Source organism: Streptomyces sp. NPDC085481 (assembly GCF_044541845.1).
Classification (GTDB): domain Bacteria; phylum Actinomycetota; class Actinomycetes; order Streptomycetales; family Streptomycetaceae; genus Streptomyces.
In genome coordinates this window covers 171,892-189,243 of the sequence record NZ_JBITTJ010000005.1, presented here as the reverse complement: position 1 = coordinate 189,243, position 17,352 = coordinate 171,892, and the positions used below count along the sequence as shown (strand labels likewise).

General features: G+C 71.5%; 21 protein-coding genes. 12 read left to right on the top strand and 9 right to left on the bottom strand.

The genetic code is table 11. The annotated features are described in order from the left end of the window. Positions 1-65: 65 nt before the first annotated feature. Positions 66-806, top strand: a complete 741-nt coding sequence (locus ACIGEZ_RS13795; RefSeq protein WP_399830119.1) for a peptidase inhibitor family I36 protein — start codon at positions 66-68, stop codon at positions 804-806. Beyond that, positions 803-2,191: a phosphodiester glycosidase family protein gene (locus ACIGEZ_RS13790; RefSeq protein ID WP_399830117.1), complete on the top strand. Its 1,389-nt coding sequence runs from the start codon at positions 803-805 to the stop codon at positions 2,189-2,191. The genes ACIGEZ_RS13795 and ACIGEZ_RS13790 overlap by 4 nt, the downstream gene beginning before the upstream one ends. 3 nt (positions 2,192-2,194) lie before the next feature. On the opposite strand, the gene ACIGEZ_RS13785 is transcribed toward ACIGEZ_RS13790, so the two are convergent. From ACIGEZ_RS13785 to mqnC, 3 genes are all read right to left on the bottom strand, one after another. After that, on the bottom strand, positions 2,195-2,887 hold the full coding sequence (locus ACIGEZ_RS13785) for a demethylmenaquinone methyltransferase (RefSeq protein ID WP_399830115.1): 693 nt from the start codon (positions 2,885-2,887) through the stop codon (positions 2,195-2,197). A 90-nt stretch (positions 2,888-2,977) separates the two neighbouring features. Next, entirely contained in the window at positions 2,978-3,577 is a 600-nt protein-coding gene (locus ACIGEZ_RS13780) for an imidazolonepropionase-like domain-containing protein (RefSeq protein ID WP_399830113.1), read from the bottom strand. A 7-nt stretch (positions 3,578-3,584) separates the two neighbouring features. Further along, positions 3,585-4,784 carry a cyclic dehypoxanthinyl futalosine synthase gene (gene mqnC / locus ACIGEZ_RS13775; protein ID WP_399830110.1) on the bottom strand — a complete coding sequence of 400 codons (1,200 nt, stop codon included), beginning with the start codon at positions 4,782-4,784 and terminating at the stop codon, positions 3,585-3,587. Positions 4,785-5,003: 219 nt separating this feature from the next. Here mqnC and ACIGEZ_RS13770 point away from each other — a divergent pair, with 219 nt between their 5' ends. Further along, positions 5,004-6,068, top strand: a complete 1,065-nt coding sequence (locus tag ACIGEZ_RS13770) for an alpha/beta hydrolase (RefSeq protein ID WP_399830108.1) — start codon at positions 5,004-5,006, stop codon at positions 6,066-6,068. A 22-nt stretch (positions 6,069-6,090) separates the two neighbouring features. Here ACIGEZ_RS13770 and ACIGEZ_RS13765 read toward each other — a convergent pair whose 3' ends face one another. Further along, positions 6,091-6,957, bottom strand: a complete 867-nt coding sequence (locus ACIGEZ_RS13765) for a menaquinone biosynthetic enzyme MqnA/MqnD family protein (RefSeq protein WP_399830105.1) — start codon at positions 6,955-6,957, stop codon at positions 6,091-6,093. 304 nt (positions 6,958-7,261) lie between these two features. Between ACIGEZ_RS13765 and ACIGEZ_RS13760 the strand changes: the two genes are divergently transcribed. From ACIGEZ_RS13760 to ACIGEZ_RS13740, 5 genes are all read left to right on the top strand, one after another. Beyond that, positions 7,262-7,465 carry a cold-shock protein gene (locus ACIGEZ_RS13760; RefSeq protein WP_399830102.1) on the top strand — a complete coding sequence of 68 codons (204 nt, stop codon included), beginning with the start codon at positions 7,262-7,264 and terminating at the stop codon, positions 7,463-7,465. Positions 7,466-7,620: 155 nt separating this feature from the next. Further along, positions 7,621-8,025: a DUF1992 domain-containing protein gene (locus ACIGEZ_RS13755; RefSeq protein ID WP_399830099.1), complete on the top strand. Its 405-nt coding sequence runs from the start codon at positions 7,621-7,623 to the stop codon at positions 8,023-8,025. A gap of 231 nt (positions 8,026-8,256) precedes the next feature. Next, entirely contained in the window at positions 8,257-10,188 is a 1,932-nt protein-coding gene (locus tag ACIGEZ_RS13750) for a serine/threonine-protein kinase (RefSeq protein WP_399830096.1), read from the top strand. A gap of 62 nt (positions 10,189-10,250) precedes the next feature. Beyond that, positions 10,251-10,757: a DUF664 domain-containing protein gene (locus ACIGEZ_RS13745; RefSeq protein WP_399830094.1), complete on the top strand. Its 507-nt coding sequence runs from the start codon at positions 10,251-10,253 to the stop codon at positions 10,755-10,757. A 94-nt stretch (positions 10,758-10,851) separates the two neighbouring features. Further along, positions 10,852-11,040, top strand: coding sequence for a hypothetical protein (locus ACIGEZ_RS13740; protein ID WP_399830091.1), 189 nt, complete (start codon positions 10,852-10,854; stop codon positions 11,038-11,040). A 191-nt stretch (positions 11,041-11,231) separates the two neighbouring features. Here the strand turns inward: ACIGEZ_RS13740 and ACIGEZ_RS13735 are convergent, their stop codons facing one another. The 3 genes from ACIGEZ_RS13735 to ACIGEZ_RS13725 all read right to left on the bottom strand — a co-directional run bounded on the left by ACIGEZ_RS13735 (position 11,232) and on the right by ACIGEZ_RS13725 (position 12,923). Further along, complete coding sequence (locus tag ACIGEZ_RS13735; protein WP_399830089.1) at positions 11,232-11,495, bottom strand: hypothetical protein; 264 nt, start codon at positions 11,493-11,495, stop codon at positions 11,232-11,234. Beyond that, positions 11,492-12,355: an oxaloacetate decarboxylase gene (locus ACIGEZ_RS13730; RefSeq protein ID WP_399830086.1), complete on the bottom strand. Its 864-nt coding sequence runs from the start codon at positions 12,353-12,355 to the stop codon at positions 11,492-11,494. Before ACIGEZ_RS13730 ends, ACIGEZ_RS13735 begins: the two co-directional genes overlap by 4 nt. A gap of 169 nt (positions 12,356-12,524) precedes the next feature. Then, positions 12,525-12,923, bottom strand: a complete 399-nt coding sequence (locus tag ACIGEZ_RS13725; protein ID WP_399830084.1) for an ATP-binding protein — start codon at positions 12,921-12,923, stop codon at positions 12,525-12,527. Between the two features lie 91 nt (positions 12,924-13,014). On the opposite strand from ACIGEZ_RS13725, the gene ACIGEZ_RS13720 reads away from it, so the two are divergent. The 3 genes from ACIGEZ_RS13720 to ACIGEZ_RS13710 are packed head-to-tail and all read left to right on the top strand — an operon-like array spanning position 13,015 to position 14,752. Further along, positions 13,015-13,878, top strand: coding sequence for a helix-turn-helix domain-containing protein (locus tag ACIGEZ_RS13720; RefSeq protein WP_399830081.1), 864 nt, complete (start codon positions 13,015-13,017; stop codon positions 13,876-13,878). Then, a complete protein-coding gene (locus tag ACIGEZ_RS13715; RefSeq protein WP_399830078.1) occupies positions 13,875-14,120 on the top strand; it encodes a DUF397 domain-containing protein in 246 nt (81 codons plus the stop codon). Before ACIGEZ_RS13720 ends, ACIGEZ_RS13715 begins: the two co-directional genes overlap by 4 nt. Further along, on the top strand, positions 14,117-14,752 hold the full coding sequence (locus ACIGEZ_RS13710; RefSeq protein ID WP_399830075.1) for an HAD family hydrolase: 636 nt from the start codon (positions 14,117-14,119) through the stop codon (positions 14,750-14,752). The genes ACIGEZ_RS13715 and ACIGEZ_RS13710 overlap by 4 nt, the downstream gene beginning before the upstream one ends. 166 nt (positions 14,753-14,918) lie before the next feature. On the opposite strand, the gene ACIGEZ_RS13705 is transcribed toward ACIGEZ_RS13710, so the two are convergent. Then, the gene (locus tag ACIGEZ_RS13705; RefSeq protein ID WP_399830072.1) at positions 14,919-15,281 is read right to left on the bottom strand and encodes a MerR family transcriptional regulator; all 363 of its coding nucleotides are present in this window, start codon (positions 15,279-15,281) and stop codon (positions 14,919-14,921) included. 81 nt (positions 15,282-15,362) lie between these two features. Between ACIGEZ_RS13705 and ACIGEZ_RS13700 the strand changes: the two genes are divergently transcribed. After that, entirely contained in the window at positions 15,363-16,511 is a 1,149-nt protein-coding gene (locus ACIGEZ_RS13700; RefSeq protein ID WP_399830069.1) for an alkene reductase, read from the top strand. Here ACIGEZ_RS13700 and ACIGEZ_RS13695 read toward each other — a convergent pair. Beyond that, complete coding sequence (locus ACIGEZ_RS13695; protein WP_399830600.1) at positions 16,487-17,257, bottom strand: MerR family transcriptional regulator; 771 nt, start codon at positions 17,255-17,257, stop codon at positions 16,487-16,489. The two genes, ACIGEZ_RS13700 and ACIGEZ_RS13695, sit on opposite strands and share 25 nt — an antisense overlap. Between the last annotated feature and the right edge of the window lie 95 nt (positions 17,258-17,352).

Here is a 17,352-nt window from a genome sequence, read left to right as displayed (position 1 = left end):
GGGGCAGTCTATGGGGCCCGTCGGGGAGCGTCCGGAGGGCCACCCTCCATGGGGGATCATCGGGCGTGACCATCACTCGTACACACATACGGCGCGGCTCGCTGATCACAGCGCTCCTCGCCCTCTTCTGCTCGGCGTTCCTCGTCCTGCCCGCGAACGCCGACCCGCTGCCCTTCGACGACTGCCCGGCGAACACGCTGTGCCTCTACAGCGGCACCGCCGGCACCGGCGAGCGGCGGGACTTCACCGACGCGCAGAGCCTGGAGAGCTACGACGCGAGCTGGGACGGCAAGACCCTCTCCGCGAAGAACAACACCGCCCTGTGGAGCTGCGTCTACGTGGACGCGGGATACGGCGGCCGGCTCCAGACCATCAAGCCGGGCAACGACGACGAGTACGCGACCGATCCCTTCTTCAACGGCACCATCAGCTCCCACAAGCTGGTCCCGTCCCGCGCCCACTGCTTCACCGGCTACGAGCGCTGCCCGGACAACCGGGTCTGCACCTTCACCCAGGAGCGCGGCCGGGGCGCGATGACCGTCCACCTGCCCGCGACCGACCCCGCCACGAAGAACTACGGCAACAGCTACGGCACCGAGGCCGCCCCCAAGTCGGTCTGGAACCGCACCCAGAAGCACGTCTGCTTCTACCCGGAGCCCACCTACACCGGCAGCTGGACCGACCCGGCGGACCAGAAGAAGTACGGCGCCTTCGTCGTCCTGCGCGGCGACAGCACCACCGTGCCCGCCCTCTACGCCGGCATCCGCTCGCACGAGCTCGTCAACGGAACCTCGGAGTGCCAGTGACCAGGAACCACCGCGCGTCTGCGGCCCTCGCCGCCACCGTCGCCGCCCTCGCCCTGACCACCTCGGCCGCCGCCGCCCCCGCCGTCGAGGAACCGCCCAGCCTCCTCGCCCTCAACTGGGTGAAGACCGAGACGGTCACCGTCGCCACCGGCGTCACCCGGACCACGTGGACCGAGCAGAACCTCGACAACCGGATCGAGGCCCGCGTCCTCCAGGTCGTCGAGATCGACCCCGCCGCCTCGGCGGTCACCCTGGAGAGCCTGGTGGGCAGGAACGACGCCGCGCCCGAGACGCTCCCGGACCAGCTGGCCACGGTCTCCACCGTCGCCGCCCGCCACCCGTACGCGGGCACCAACGGCGGCCTGTTCCAGCTGGAGCCCGCGGCGGCCGGCACGACCGAACGGAACGCGGTCCACAGCAGCGCCACGGCCACCGACGGCGTGCTGCACAGCTCCAGTTGCTGGACCGGCGGACAGGGCAGCAACGGGGCCGTGATCCAGTACGGCATCCCGTACGTCACGAAGCTCCTCACCGAGCTGAAGCTGACCGGGCCGACCGGCGAGAGCATCCGCGTCGACGACGTCAACCGCAACCCCGGCTACGTCCCGCACTGCGCGCGCGACGCCGAGGACACGAAGATCAGCACGAGCCCGCTGGTCTACACCGACACCGACGAGATCGTCCTGTTCACCGACGACTACGGGGTCACCACGCCCAAGCCGGGCATCAGCGCGAGCGTCCCCGCGACCGCCGACGCCGGCTTCGAGGTCGTCCTCGACGCGAACGGCGTCGTCACGGACGCGCACGCGGGCCGCGGCGGCACCACGGTCCCGGCCGGCGGCAGGGTCCTCCAGGGCATCGGTACCGGCGCCGAGTGGCTGCGCACCCATCTCGTGCGCGACGACCGGGTGACCGTCGGCCAGAAGCTCCGCGACGTGACGCTCGGCCGGGACATCCCGCTGGACGCCTCCGTGGACGTGGTGAGCTCGTTCCACCGGCTCCTCAAGAGCGGCGACATCCCCGCCGAACTGCCCAACTCGTGCTCCGACACCACGAAGCCGGGCAAGGACCCCGCGATCCTGATCTGCACCGACTCGCGCACCGCGCTCGCCACCAACATCAAGGGCAACCCGGTCCTGGTCTCCCTCACCGCCAAGACCGGCGAGGACGGCGACTACCTGCGCACCTTCGCCGCGCTCCTCGACTCCAAGGAGCTCGCCCTGGTCGACGCGCTCAACCTCGACGGCGGCGGCTCGACCACGCTGATGACCGGCACGCAGGTCCTCACCCCGCCCACGGACACCGTGGGCGGCGTGAAGGTCCACCGGAAGGTCGCCGACGCGGTGTACGCGGGCGTCGGCGGCTACGGCATGTACGCCAAGTAGCGGCTACGCCTTGAACCCCCGGTGCAGGGCCACGATCCCGCCGGTCAGGTTCCGCCAGGCCACCTTCGACCAGCCGGCCTTCCGCATCAACTGCGCGAGGTCCGGCTGCTCGGGCCAGGACTGGATGGACTCGGCGAGGTACACGTACGCGTCGGGGTTGGAGGAGACGGCCCGCGCCACCGGCGGCAGCGCGCGCATCAGGTACTCCTCGTACACCGTGCGGAACGGCGCCCAGGTGGGGTGCGAGAACTCGCAGATCACGACCCGGCCGCCGGGCTTCGTCACCCGGTACAGCTCGCGCAGCGCAGCGTCGGTGTCCTGGATGTTGCGCAGCCCGAAGGAGATGGTGACGGCGTCGAACGCGTCGTCGCGGAACGGCAGCTTCGTGCCGTCGCCCGCCGTGAACGGCATCCACGGGTGGTTCTTCTTGCCGACCCGGAGCATCCCGAGCGAGAAGTCGCACGGCACCACGTACGCCCCGGCGCGCACGAAGGGCTGCGAGGAGGTCGCGGTCCCGGCGGCCAGGTCGAGGACCTTCTGCGCGGGCCGCGCGTCGACCGCCTTGGCGACCTCCTTGCGCCAGCGCCGGTCCTGGCCGAGCGAGAGGACGTCGTTGGTGAGGTCGTAGTTCGCCGCCACGTCGTCGAACATCGAGGCGACTTCGTGCGGCTGCTTGTCCAGGGAAGCTCGGGTCACCCGGCCATTGTGGCAGCCCCGGCGGGCCCGCCCGCCGTCGGCTCCGGGCAGGCTGCCGGCGGGGCTGCGGCGGGCGCTGCCGGCGGGGCGCTACCGGCGGCGGTGGACGAGGCGGCCGTCGATGACGGTGGCCACGCAGGTCGACGCGCCCAGGCGGACCAGTGCCGCCGGGTCGGGGACGTCGAAGACGGCGAAGCGGGCCGGCCCGCCCGGCGCGAGCCGGGGCAGCAGCACCAACGGCACCGGCGAGAAGGACGGGGGCCCGGGGAGCACCTCGGGGCGGCGGCCGACGGCCAGACCGGCCCGGCGTACGGCGTCCACGGCGGCCTGGCCGCGCAGTTCCCCGGCCACGGCGACCGTCCCGTGCGCGAGGAGCCGCTGCACGCCGCGCCGCGCGGAGGCGCCCCGACGGGAGGCGTCGGCCCGGAAGATCTCCCGCGCCCGCTCGCCGGTGATCGGCTCGGTGCCGAACTCCGCGGCCTCCCGGGGGTCCGGGTGGTAGGTGTCCTCGAGCAGCTCGGGCGCGTACGGGTTGAGCAGCCCGGGGGTGAGGATGCCGGGCCACCGCCGCACCCGCGCCTCGGGCCTGATGGCGGTCAGCTGCTCGTACGGGCCGACGGCGGCGATGCGGGCGCCGTCGACCAGGACGGCGGTCTCGGGCGACGCCTCGGCGACGTGGATGGTCAGCACCGGCGGGTCAGTTCGCGTTCAGCAGCTTCAGCTCGGGGTGGGCCGTGCCGCCCTCGATCGCCGTGGACGAGATGTGCGAGGCCACACGGTCGTCGACCGGGTCGTCCGCCGGGTCGTCGTGGACCACGATGTGCTCGTACGTCGTGGTGCGCTGCGCCGGGACGCGGTCCGCCGTACGGATCATGTCGATCATCTCGCGCAGGTTGGAGCGGTGCTTGGCGCCCGCCGAGGAGACGACGTTCTCCTCGAGCATGATCGAGCCGAGGTCGTCCGCGCCGTAGTGCAGGGTCAGCTGGCCGATCTCCTTGCCCGTGGTGAGCCACGAGCCCTGGATGTGCGCGACGTTGTCGAGGAAGAGCCGGCCGATGGCGATCATCCGCAGGTACTCGAAGATCGTGGCCTGGGTGCGGCCCTTCAGGTGGTTGTTCTCGGGCTGGTACGTGTAGGGGATGAAGGCCCGGAAGCCGCCCGTCCGGTCCTGCACGTCGCGGATCATCCGCAGGTGCTCGATGCGCTCGGCGTTGGTCTCGCCCGTGCCCATGAGCATGGTGGACGTGGACTCGACGCCGAGGCCGTGGGCGACCTCCATGATCTCCAGCCAGCGCTCGCCGCTCTCCTTCAGCGGGGCGATGGCCTTGCGCGGCCTGGCCGGCAGCAGCTCGGCGCCGGCACCCGCGAAGGAGTCGAGGCCGGCCGCGTGGATGCGGGTGATGGCCTCCTCGACGGAGACGCCGGAGATGCGGGCCATGTGCTCGACCTCGGACGCGCCGAGGGAGTGGATGACCAGCTGCGGGAACTCGGCCTTGATGGCGGCGAAGTGCTTCTCGTAGTACTCGACGCCGAAGTCGGGGTGGTGGCCGCCCTGGAACATGATCTGGGTGCCGCCGAGCTCCACGGTCTCCGCGCAGCGGCGCAGGATGTCGTCGAGGTCGCGGGTCCAGCCGTTCTTGGTGTCCTTCGGCGGGGCGTAGAACGCGCAGAACTTGCACGCCGTCACACAGACGTTCGTGTAGTTGATGTTGCGCTCGATGATGTACGTCGCGATGTGCTCGGTCCCCGCGTACCGGCGGCGGCGCACGGCGTCGGCGGCGGCGCCGAGGGCGTGCAGCGGCGCTGAGCGGTAGAGGTCGAGCGCCTCCTCGGGGGTGATCCGGCCACCCGCGGCGGCGCGGTCGAGAACGGACTGGAGTTCGGCCTTCTCGGTCACCGGGTGTGTCCCTTTCGGAGGGGTGCGGAACGTACCGAACCAGCCTACGCCAGCGCCCCCGCGCAGATTCGGTCCGGTCCCGAGCCAACCGATCGGCCGCCGGATCCCTCTCCTTCACCGGAATCCGCCGTATGACCCGAATCCTCCGATCCCGTCCTCCGATGCCGTCCTCCGCCCCGTCTTCCGATCCAGGCACTGACCGAAGTACCGGAGCCCGCCATGAACCGTCGCCGCCTCTCCCGGACCCTCGCGGCCGCCCTCGCCCTCGGCACCACGCTCACGCTGGTCGCCGGCTGCTCGGAGGAGGGCGACCCGGTCTCGTTCGACACGCCGAGAAGCGACAAGCCGGCGCAGCGGCATGCCGTGCAGCAGCACGGGCCGGGCCACAAGCCGGGCGGCAGGCCGGGCGCCGCCGTGCCCGAGACGGTGTTCCCGACCGGCCCCAAGGCGTCCTTCACGGTCCAGCGGAGCCTCGACGACGGCACCAAGATCGGTGTCACCGAGCTGTACGGCGAGAAGTCGGGATTCTCGGGCCGGGTGTGGGTCTGGGCGCCGAAACAGTATTTCGATCCGACGTACGCGGACAGCGGCTTCCCGGTTCTGATCGCCCTGCCGGGCGGGAAGGGCTTCCCCACGAATTACTGGACGGGCAAGGGCATCGACCTCCAGGGGAACATCAGCCGTTGGGCCGACGAGGGAAAGAGCCTGCCGTTCATCGTCGTGATGCCCGTGCTCAACCCGGACGCCGAGTTCTACTACGACGGGAGCGATATTCCGGGGCGCCCGAGAATCGGCACCTGGCTGACCGAGGACGTGCCGGATTTCGTCCGCGCCAATTTCCGCACCTTCAAGTCCCGGGACGGCTGGGGCTTCATGGGCTCGTCCTCGGGCGGCTTCGTCGGCCTGAAGTCGGTGCTGCAGAAGCCGGACAAGTTCAAGGCCGTCATCGCCTCGGGGCCTGACACCGTCCCGGACTCCCCGCTGTGGAAGGGCCACGAGGCCGAGCGGCAGGCGAACAACCCGGAGAGGCTGGCCGCCGCGCTCGGGCGGCAGCGCGCCACCCCGGCGAACGAGATCTACGTGGCCTTCCAGATCGGCACCAAGGAGTCGGGCATGGCCAACCTGAGGGCCTTCATGCGGAAGTACACGAAGGGCCCGGTGAAGACCCGCCTCCAGGTCATCCAGGACGGCGAGCACAACGCCCGCTCCTACATGCGGGGCATGGACGACGGGTCGATCGCCTGGATCAGCGAGCAGATGCAGGGACCGATCCCGTCGGTGTGAGCCTCGGGGCCGAGCGCGCCCCTCAGCGGGGCGCGAGCAGCTCCACGCGTACGTCCGCGGGGAAACCGGTCGTCGGGCCGGTCCTGCGGGCGAAGTCGCGCACCCCGGCGAGCTGCTCCGGCCCGAAGCGGAAGTCGAGCGTACGGAAGTACCGCTCGAGGAGCTCCGCGTCGAAGGCCTCCCAGCGCGCCGCCTGCTCGGCGACCTTGGCGACCTCCTCGAGGGACAGGTCGCGCGAGGACAGGAAGGCCCGGTGCACGTCCCGTACTGTCTCCGGCTCGCGGGCCAGGAAGTCCTTGCGGGCCGCCCACACGGCGAAGACGAACGGCAGGCCCGTCCATTCCTTCCACATGAGCCCCAGGTCGTGGACCTGGAGCCCGAGCCGCGGCGCGTCGTGCAGCGAGGCCCGCAGCGCCGCGTCGCCGATCAGCACCGCCGCGTCCGCCTCCTGCATCATCAGGCCGAGGTCCGGCGGGCACGTGTAGTAGTCCGGCCGCACCCCGTACCGCTCGGCGAGCAGCAGCTGCGCCAGGCGTACGGAGGTGCGCGAGGTGGAGCCGAGGGCCACGCGCGCGCCGTCCAGCAGCTCCAGCGGGCGCTGCGAGACGATCACGCAGGACATGACCGGGCCGTCGCAGCCGACGGCGATGTCCGGCAGGGCGACCAGGTCGTCCGCGTTGCGGAGGTACTCGACGAGGGTGATCGGGCCGATGTCGAGGTCGCCGCGCACGAGCCGCTCGCTGAGCTTCTCCGGGGTGTCCTTGGTCAGCTCCAGATCGAGGAGCGTTCCGGTACGGGCCAGGCCCCAGTAGAGGGGCAGACAGTTCAGGAACTGAATGTGTCCGACGCGGGGCCGGCTGCGCTGGTGGTCATCGGTTGCATTGTCCACATCGCGAGGCTAGACCCGTCTCGTACGGTGGACGTCGCCGGGGCCGTACAGCGGCGCGCCGGGCTCGCCGGGCCTCTCCCGGCGCCTCTCACGTCAGCGCGTAAGAGGCACGTCAAACATGCGAGTGACGTGATCTTTCCCTCTACCGCTTCGCGCACGCTGCGTGCTACGCTCAACGCAAGTTGCAGTTTGGTTTCCCTTGCAGTACAGAGCCTGCGGAGCATGTAACCCGCAGGCTTTTGTAGTTTTCAGACTTGGTTGCAGGTTCTGGAGCAGGGCGACCCTTTGGCCCATAGGAGGGCTCATGGCTACCGGAACCGTGAAGTGGTTCAACGCTGAAAAGGGCTTCGGCTTCATTGCCCAGGAAGGCGGCGGCCCGGATGTCTTCGTCCACTACTCCGCGATCAACGCGGCTGGTTTCCGCTCCCTCGAGGAGAACCAGGCCGTGACCTTCGACGTCACCCAGGGCCCGAAGGGCCCGCAGGCGGAGAACGTCACCCCGGCCTAGTCGCCCGGGTCGACGGATCGCGACCTCTAGAGCAGTACCCAAGGAGCCCCGCTCCGTGCGCGTCATGCGCACGGAGCGGGGCTCCTGCCGTTGCCCCTTCCGCACGGCGGGTACGCGAACGATCACCCTCCGTAGGTGTTTGTACGCTTGATGGCATGACCGAACGGAAACCGCCCGGAGTCAGCTTCGAGTCGTTCGTGGACAAGCAGATCCGCGAAGCCGCCGAGCGCGGCGAGTTCTCCCGGCTGCCCGGCTTCGGCAGACCGCTGGCCGACGACACCGCGCCGTACGACGAGCTGTGGTGGGTCAAGCAGAAGATGCACCGCGAGGGCGCCTCGGTCCTGCCGCCGTCCCTCGCCTTGCGCAAGGCGGCCGAGGACGCGGCGGAGGCCGCCCGCACGGCCGCCTCGGAGTCCCAGCTCCGCCGCGTCCTCGGCGAGATCAACACCAGGATCGCCGAAGCCCTGGCCCGCCCGCCGGCCGGCCCGCCGCTGAACCTGACGTTGTTCGACGTGGAGGCGGCCGCGGAGGAGTGGCGGGCCGCGCACCCGGGGCGGTAGCGCCCCCAGCCGGGGGTGGTGGCGGCGGCCCGGCCCGGGGTGGTGGCCGCCCGGCCCGGGCCGGAAGCGGCATCCCTTCCTCGTGAAGCCTCATCTACCCTGATGCGCGTTCTAATTGACCATGCATCAGGGACGACCAGGGGGAGCCAGACCGGCATGCGCAGCGAGAGCGGAACAGGCAAAGGTGACGGAAAAGGCATAGGCGGCGGGAAGGACAGGGGCGGCAGCGGCATGGAGCCGCTCGCGACCGGCGACCCGCGCCTGATCGGCCCGTACCGGCTGCTCGGCCGGCTCGGTTCCGGCGGCATGGGACGGGTCTTCCTGGCGCGGTCCGAGGGTGGGCGGACCGTCGCAGTGAAGGTCGTGCACGAGGAGCACGCGCAGGACCCGCAGTTCCGGGCCCGCTTCCGGCGGGAGATCGAGGCCGTACGGAAGGTCGGCGAGCACTACACCGCGCCCGTCCTGGACGCCGACCCCGAGGCCGAACGCCCCTGGGTGGCCACCGGCTTCGTCCCCGGGCCCTCCCTCGAACAGGTCGTACGGGATCACGGGCCGCTGCCCGCCGAGTCGATCCTGGCCCTCGCGCTCGGCCTGCTCCGGGCCCTCCAGGGCATCCACGGCGCCGGAATCCTGCACCGTGACCTCAAGCCGTCCAACGTCATGCTCACCGTCGAGGGCCCGAGGGTCATCGACTTCGGCATCGCGCGCGCCCTGGAGCCCTCGGTCGAGTCGCTGCTCACCAGCACCGGCATGGTGGTCGGCTCCCCCGGCTTCATGGCCCCCGAGCAGGTCCGCGGCGAGTCTCTGGGGCCCGCGGCCGACGTCTTCGCGCTCGGCTGCGTCCTGATGTACGCGGCGACCGGCCGGCTGCCGTTCGGACACGGGGCCAGCAACCAGCACGCGATCATGTTCCAGATCGTCGAGGCCGAACCCGAGCTCGACCGGGTGGAGTCCGAGCCGCTGCGCGCCTTCATCGCCCGCTGCCTCACCAAGGACCCCGAGCAGCGCCCGGGCATCGAGGCCCTGCTCGCCGACCCCGCCCTGCCGGGCGAGGAGACGGGCCGCGGCGCCCTCGGCGGCGCCTGGCTGCCCGCCGAGCTCGTGGCCCGGCTCGCCCGGCAGGCGGCCCGGCTGCTCGACGCTGAGGCGCTGTCGGAGGAGCCGGCGGAGGAGCCGGCGATGGGGGCCGAGGACGCGGAGGGCTCCGAAGGGGCCGGGGGCGCGGGGAGCGGGGAAGCGGTGCCGGTGTCCTCGGCCGCCTCCGTGGCCTCCTCCGGCTCCGGTACCGGCACCCTCGGACTGCGCCCGAAGACGCCCGGCACCGCCGAGGGCGGCGCCCGGGGGCCGCGCCGTCCGTCCCGGGTCTGGGCGGTCGTCGCCGCCGTCTTCGCCGTGGTCGGCATCAGCGGCACGGTGGTCCACTTCGTCGACGACGACGCCCGGCAGCGTGACCTCCAGGGCGCGCCCGGCACCTCCGGCACCACCCCGCCGCCCGCCACCACCAACGGCCCGTCGTCCGCTCCCCCGCCGGGCACGGCCACCGCGGGCCAGGGCCCGTCGCAGGCCACACCGCCGCCCGGGGGCACGGCGGCCGGAGGGGCGGGCGGATCCGTGGGCGGCGCGATCGGAGGCGCGGCCGCCGGCGGCTCGGGGGCCTCGGGCGGCGGTTCCGCGACCTCGGGCGGTGGTTCGGCCACCGGCTCCGGCGGGTCGTCGAGCTCCGGAGGGTCGTCGGTCTCGGGCGGCTCCTCGGGCGGGACGACGACCAGGCCGCCGGCCACCACCGCGCCCAAGCCGCCCGCCCAGACCACGGACAACCGGATCCCCTCGGCCTTCGTCGGGACGTGGAAGTACACGGGCCAGTTCAACATCGGGCAGCCGGAGACGGTCTACATCTACCGGGTCGCGCCCGGCCAGATAGCCGCCAGGATGATCACCACGAACAGCGGCGCCCACTGCGAGTACGTGGCCAAGCTCGTCTCCATCACCGACGGCGGCAAGCGCATCAACCTGGGCGTCACCACCGTGGACCAGGGCAAGTCCGGCGGCTACCCCTACTGCACGAACGGCGACACGTCGGCCTTCGACCTCGCCGTACCGACGGGCCTGCGCCACGACGTCGGTCCCTCCCACGGCGAGGGCTACCACTACGAGCGGGGCTGAGGCGTACCGTGGTGCGGGACCACGACCGATTCCGTACGTTTCGAGACGGTACGAGGAGTGCCATGAAGAGCGCCGAGCTTCTGCTGGATGCGATCGGCCGGATCCAGGAGGCCGTCCACGAGGCCGTCGAGGGCCTTTCGGAGGACGAGCTCGCCGTACGGGTCGACCCCGACGCCAACTCGATCGCCTGGCTCGTATGGCACCTGACCCGCATCCAGGACGACCACGTCGCGGACGCCTTCGACACCGAGCAGCTGTGGCACACGGACGGCTGGGCGGACCGCTTCCACCTGCCGTTCGCCAAGGACGCCACCGGCTTCGGGCAGAACAGCAAGCAGGTCGGCGCCGTACGCGCCCCGGCAGAGCTGCTGCTCGGCTACTACGACGCCGTCCACGCCCGCACCGTCGAGCGCCTCGGCGCCCTCACCAACGCCGACCTGGACCGCGTCGTCGACACCCGCTGGGACCCGCCGGTCACCCTGGGCGTCCGGCTGGTCAGCGTGATCACCGACGACAACCAGCATGCGGGGCAGGCGGCGTACGTACGGGGGATCGTCGAGCGGAGCTGAGGGGACGGGAGGGGCGTGCACGCCGTCCGTGTGCGCCTCTCCCTCTCCCGTGGCACGGGCGTGACCTGCGGGAATCCAAGATCGTTACCTGGGCATGAACCTCACCACCACCCCCCGCGCCCTCGTCGCCGCCCTGGCCGTGGCCGGCGCGGCCCTGGGCTTCGCCTCCGCCGCCGAGGCCGCCCCCACGGTCGAGACCTCGGCCACGACCCTCGCGCACGCGGCCGACCAGGAGCCCGTCGAGCTCAACGAGGACGGGCACCCGGACCTCGGGGAGGACTGACCCCGGGCGGGCACGCGCAGGCACGGGGGCAACGGGGGCTCGGGGGGCACGCGGGGCTCGGGGGGTGGGCACGGGGGCGCGCAGCACGCGGGTACGGGGGTACGCGAGCACGCGGGTACGGGGGTACGGGGGTACGCGAACGGCCGGACACCACGAGGGCGGTGTCCGGCCGTTGGCCATGGGCGGCGGTCTCAGTCGCCGCCCTTGCGGACGGAGCCGAACAGCGCCTGCAAGGCGTCGACCGCGCTGCCGTCGTGGTCGCTCCCGGCGGTGCCGCTGCTGCCGTACTGGACGTTGGCCGCCCGGTCGACCTCGACGACGGAGTCGGCGTGCGAGTTGTCGATCACGGTGACCAGGCTGCCGCCCGCCGCCGCGGGGGCCGCGCCCGCGGCCACGAGCAGCACCGCGCCGAGCACCGGCAGCGCCGCCCGGGGCCGCGGGATGGCGGCGCTCATGCGCCCACCCGCGCGGGCTCCTCGTGGTGGCGGGCGATGTTCCGCTCCAGGAGCCGGGTCGAGGCGGCGACGCCGATGCCGCTTTCGGGGTCGAAGGACGGCAGCCTGCCGTCGGCGCGCTTCAGTTCGGAGAGCGCCGAGTCCATCGCCTCGTGCGCGGCGAAGAGGCAGGGGGTGCTGTAGATGGCCACGTCGACGCCGAGTGCGGAGAGCTCGCCGAGCGAGAGCCGCGGGGACTTGCCGCCGGCGATCTGGTTGAAGAGCAGTGGCTTGCCGTCCACCACCTCGCGGATCCGCCGGATCCACTCCACGCTGCGTACGCCGTCCACGAGGACCACGTCGGCGTCGGTGGCCGCCAGGCACTTGGCCCGCTGGAGGATGTCCTCCTCGTCCGTGGCGTCCGTACGGGCGACCACGACCAGGTCCCGCCGGGTCCGCAGCACCATGTCCAGCTTGGCCAGGTACTCGTCGAGCGGCAGCACCTGCTTGCCGTCGGCGTGCCCGCACCGGCGGGGCCGCTTCTGGTCCTCCAGGATCACCCCGGAGGCGCCGATCCGCTCGAGCCCCTCCACCACGTGGCAGGCGACCTCGGGGTCGACGTAACCGTCGTCGATGTCCACGAGGAGGTGGTGCCGGGGGAACGCGCCGCGCAGCCGCTGGACGAACGCCACCATGTCCGGCCAGGCGATGAAGCCGATGTCCGGCAGCCCGTAGTGCGAGGCCGCGAAGCCGAAGCCGGAGACGAACATCCCGTCGTAGTGCTCGGCGGCGACCGACGCCGAGTACATGTCGTACACGCCGATCAGCGGGGTGGTCCCCGGTGCGGCGATCTGGTCACGCAACCTGCTTCCGTAGCTCAACGCCTGACTCCTGGTCATCTGGAGGGCAAACACACATAGGGCTCGGAGACGTCGCAACACGACGAGACTTTGCCAAAGCAAGATGATTTACGGAGACAAGGACGAACCTCTGCATACGAGCGCTTTACTCACCCTCCAGGCGTAGCGCTTTCACCACAGAAACGTCACCTCATCGCACGAACACCGTCGCCCAGACCGTTTTACCGACGCACCGGGCCTTCACGCCCCAGGCGGTGGACAGGGCCGAGACGAGGAGCAGGCCGTAGCCGTGCCCGTCGGGCACGCGGACCGGCTCCGGTTCGCGTTCGGCGCGCGTGTCGGACACCTCGACGCGGAGGTGGCCTTCGGCGAGCGCGAGGCGGACCTCGAAGTCGCGACCGGGGACGCGACCGTGCGTGACGGCATTGGCGGCGAGCTCGGCGACGACGAGTTCGGCGGCGTCGGTGTCGGCCAGACCCCAGTCGCGCAGCTGCTGGACGGCCAGGAGCCGGGCGAGGCGGGCGCCACGGCGCGTGGACGACAGGCGTTGCACGAACTCACCGGTTGGAGTGGTGGTTTCCGTCTTCATGCTGCCGAGCCTGGGCGGTCGGCCCTACCCTGACCAGGGGCGACACCACGACGCTGAGTAGCGGTACGAGCACGCCAAGAGGGCGGTACGGATGTCGGGGAACGAGGAGGAACGGCCGGAACGGCCGTCCGAAGTCGACGGCACGGCGCACTTGTTCAGGGCGCTGGGGAAAATCATCAAGGTGCTGCGGCGGAACGCCGGCCTGAGCCAGTCGGACCTGGCCGAGGCCACGCACTGCAGCGAGGACCTGGTCTCGTCGGTGGAGCGTGGGGTCCGTACCCCGCAGCCGGACTTTCTGCTGCGGGCGGATCCGGTGCTGGGCGCCGGTGGGGTGCTGATCGCGGCGGTGGATGACGTGCGGGACGCGTTGGCGCGGGCGCGGACGCGGCATCCGGACTGGTTCAGGGACTTCGCCGACGAGGAGGCGAAGGCGGTGGCGCTGCACTACTACGCCCCACAGGCCATGCCGGGCATTCTCCAGACGTCGGCCTACGCGGAGGCCGTGTTCCGCTATCGCCGTCCGCTGTACGACGAGGAAACCATCGAGAAGCGCCTGGCCGACCGTCTCGCCCGGCAGGTCATCTTCGACAAGTGGCCGGCCCCGACCATGAGCTTCGTTATCGAGGAGTCGGTACTGCGTCGCCCACTCTGTGGCCGCGGGGCGTTCCGGGAGCAGCTGCGCCGCCTCGTCGAGGTCGACAGACTACGGAACGTACACCTCCAGGTCATGCCCACAGACCGGCAGGAACACCCCGGCCTGGAAGGTGCGTTCACGCTCCTCACGCCCAAGGGACGACGGGAGGTTGCCTACATCGAGAGCTATAGCCACGCCCGCCTGATCACCGACCCGGAAGAGGTACGCATGTATACCGAGCGCTATGGGATCATCCGGGCGCAGGCACTCACACCACAGGAGTCCCTGGAGCGGATCGAGAAAATGCTGGGAGAGCTATGAGCACCATGGATCTGGCCTGGTTCAAGAGCGGCTACAGCGATGGCGAAGGCGGCGAGTGCGTCGAAGTCGCCTACGACTGGCGCAAGTCCAGCTACAGCGGCGGTGAAGGCGGCGAGTGCGTCGAGGTCGCCACTCACCCCACCACCGTCCACATCCGCGACTCCAAGAACCCCGACGGCCCCCAGCTCGCCGTTGCCCCCTCTTCCTGGGCTGCCTTCGTTTCCGTAGCATCTGGCGCGTGAGCAGCAAGAACTTCGTTCTCTTCGACGTCGACGGCACCCTCATGGACGCCGTCGAGAACCAGCGGCGCGTCTGGCATGCCTGGGCGGACCGGTACGGGCTCGACGGGGACGAGGTGTACGCCGTCGCGCTGCGGACGCGGCCGGTCGAGACGTTCGCGACGGTGGCGCCCGGACGCGACTCGGATGAGTGCCTGGCGCTGCTGCACGCGCTGGAGGACGAGGACGTGCGGACGGGGACGTACGCGGCGTTCGACGGGGCGGCGGAACTGCTGAACGCGCTGCCGGGCGACCGTTGGGCGCTGGTGACATCGAACTACGAGCACCGGGTGCGGGGGCGGTTCGAGCGGACCGGGCTGCCGATGCCGGAGCTGATCGTGGACGCGGCGTCGGTGAGCGAGGGGAAGCCGTCGCCGGTGCCGTACCTACGGGCGGCGGAGATCCTGGGCGCGGATCCGGCGGACTGCCTGGTGATCGAGGACGCCCCGTCGGGCGTACGGTCGGGGCTCGGGGCCGGGATGACGGTCTGGACCGTCAACACCACGTCTCCGGCGGAGGGTTCCCACCGCCACTTCGCCACCCTCGCCGAGGCCGCTCCGGAGATCCTGGCCCGAGTGGCCGGCTCCCCGGTCTGACCGTTCCTTCCGACCACCTGGCGCGGCCACGCGAAACGGCCCGGGTAGTGGCCCGGCGCCGTGGGCGGCCGTCGGGCCGGTGGGTGGTGAGGCGGGCATCGGCCGGGGCGGGATGGCATGTGCCGCCGCATCGCGGCGGCGCCGGAGGTCCTCGCCCCGGTGGGGATCAGGCCCTGACGGTGGCGGCGTCGATGACCTCGTTCAGGACGTCGCGGGAGCGGAGGAGGTCGAGGATCATCCGGTCGAGGCGGTCGCGTTCCACGGTGAGTTCGTCGACCAGCTGGCCGGTGGTGAGGTCGGTCGGGCCGCCGTCGACGTCCCGCATGCACGGGAGCAGTCGGGCGATCTTCTTGCTGTTCAGACCGGCCGCGTAGAGGGCCTGGACGCGGATGACGCGGTCGACCGCCCAGTCGCCGTAGTCCCGGTGGCCGCCGGGGGTGCGCTCGGCGGCGAGCAGGCCCTGCTGTTCGTAGTAGCGCAGGGAACGCTCGCTCACGCCGCTGCGCCGGGCCAGTTCGCCGATCCTCATCGTCCGCCCACCTCGCCGTTGGGGTCCGCCGCGTGAATGCCGCTTGAACCTGACATCCGTGTCAGCTTCTACGGTACCGGCATGACGAACCACACGGGCGGATCCCGCCTCTTCGAGCCCACCACCCTCGGCCGCCTGGACCTGCCCAACCGGTTGGTGATGGCGCCGCTGACCCGTAACCGTGCGGCGGCCGACGGCGTGCCGCAGCCGGTCATGGCCACGTACTACGCGCAGCGCGCCTCCGCCGGGCTGATCATCGCGGAGGCGACGACGCCGAACGCCGTGGGCAGGACCTACCCGAACATCCCCGCGATCCACGCGCCGGAGCACGTGGCCGGCTGGCGCGCGGTCACCGACGCCGTACGGGCGGCCGGCGGGCGGATGTTCCTGCAGGTGCAGCACGGGGGGCGGGTCGGGCATCCGGACAACAGCGGGCTCACGCCGCTCGCTCCGTCGCCCGTCGCGCTTCCCGAGGAGATCCACACCGCCGACGGGCGCAAGCCCTCCGTCGTCCCGCGCGAGATGAGCGTCGAGGACATACGGGCGACCGTGGCCGACTTCGCCGCCGCCGCGCGCCGGGCTGTCGAGGCGGGCTTCGAGGGGGTCGAGGTGCATGCCGCCAACGGCTATCTGCTGCACCAGTTCCTGGCGCCGAACACGAACCGGCGGGAGGACGAGTACGGCGGGCCGGTCGGGAACCGGATCCGGTTCGTGGTCGAGGTGGTCCGGGCCGTCGCGGACGCGATCGGGCCGGAGCGGGTGGGGGTGCGGGTCTCGCCCGGAGTCGCGGTGAACGGCGTCGAGGAGGGCGACGACACCGAGCTCGTCTACGGGGCTCTGGTCGCCGCCCTCGCCGAACAGGGACTGGCCTATCTGCACGTGGTGTTCGCCGACCCGGACCAGCCGCTGTTCCAGGACATCCGGAAGGCCTGGCCGGGCACGCTGATCGCCAACCCGGTGCTCGGGTGGGGAGGCCCGCTGCCCGCCGACGGGGGCCGCGGGGCCGGCGAACGCCTCCTGGCCGCCGGCGCCGACCTGGTCTCCCTCGGCCGCGCGTTCCTGGCCAACCCGGATCTGGTCGAGCGCCTGCGGGTGGGAGCCCCGCTCAACGCGGTGCGGGAGCAGTACCTGATGTACACGGGCGGGGAGACGGGTTACACGGACTACCCGAGGCTGGGAGGAACTCCCGGCTCGGGGACCCCGCCTCAGCTCAGCCGGGCAGCCGCGTAGACAGCCATCGCAGCACGCTGATACTCCGCGAGGCCGGTAGCGATGCGGTCGAAGTTCGCGCGAAACCTCGGGTCTTCGGCGTACGTCCGGCCCAGGCCCTCGTACCCCTCCGCGTTCGGGGTCCAGAAGCGGCAGATGCCCTGGTAGTGGACGTCGACCTCGGCCTGGACGGCCGGGTCGTCGGGCGGGGTGCCGGCGGCCATGAACTCCGCGAAGCGGATCATCTGGGCCGTCACCTCCCGCTGCCACCGCTCGGAATCCTCCGCGGTCATCGACTCCTGCGCCTGCCGGGACTGCTCCCACGCCTCCGGCCAGCGCTCCCGCACCTCGGCCACGGTCTCGGGGTCCTCCGGCCCGAAGCCCTCGAACAGGTTCTCCGGGCGGTTGATGTTCGTGCTCATGCCTCTGCCTTCCTTCGGTTCCTCCAGTTCGGCGATGGTGCGAGCGACCGTCCGCGCGAGGGTTCCCAGCCGGTTCTGCTCGGCGAGCAGTCGTGCGTGGTGCTCGCGCAGGACCGCCACGCGGTCGGCCTGGCTGTCCAGGACGGCCTGGATCTCGCGCAGGCCCACGTCCAGCTCCCGCATCAGCAGGATCTGCTGCAGGCGCAGCAGGTCCGCCTCCTCGTAGTAGCGGTGGCCGTTGCCGCCGATCCAGGCGGGCGGCAGCAGGCCGATCTCGTCGTAGTGGCGCAGGGTCCGGGAGGTCACCCCGGACATCCGGGCCACGTCCGCGATCGGCCAAGCCACCATGACGTCGTCCTTCCATCGCCGGGGCCGGCCGGTCCGGCCCCCACACCAAGACCGTAGGAGTTGACGTTGCGGCAACCGCAAGCCGCGGTCTT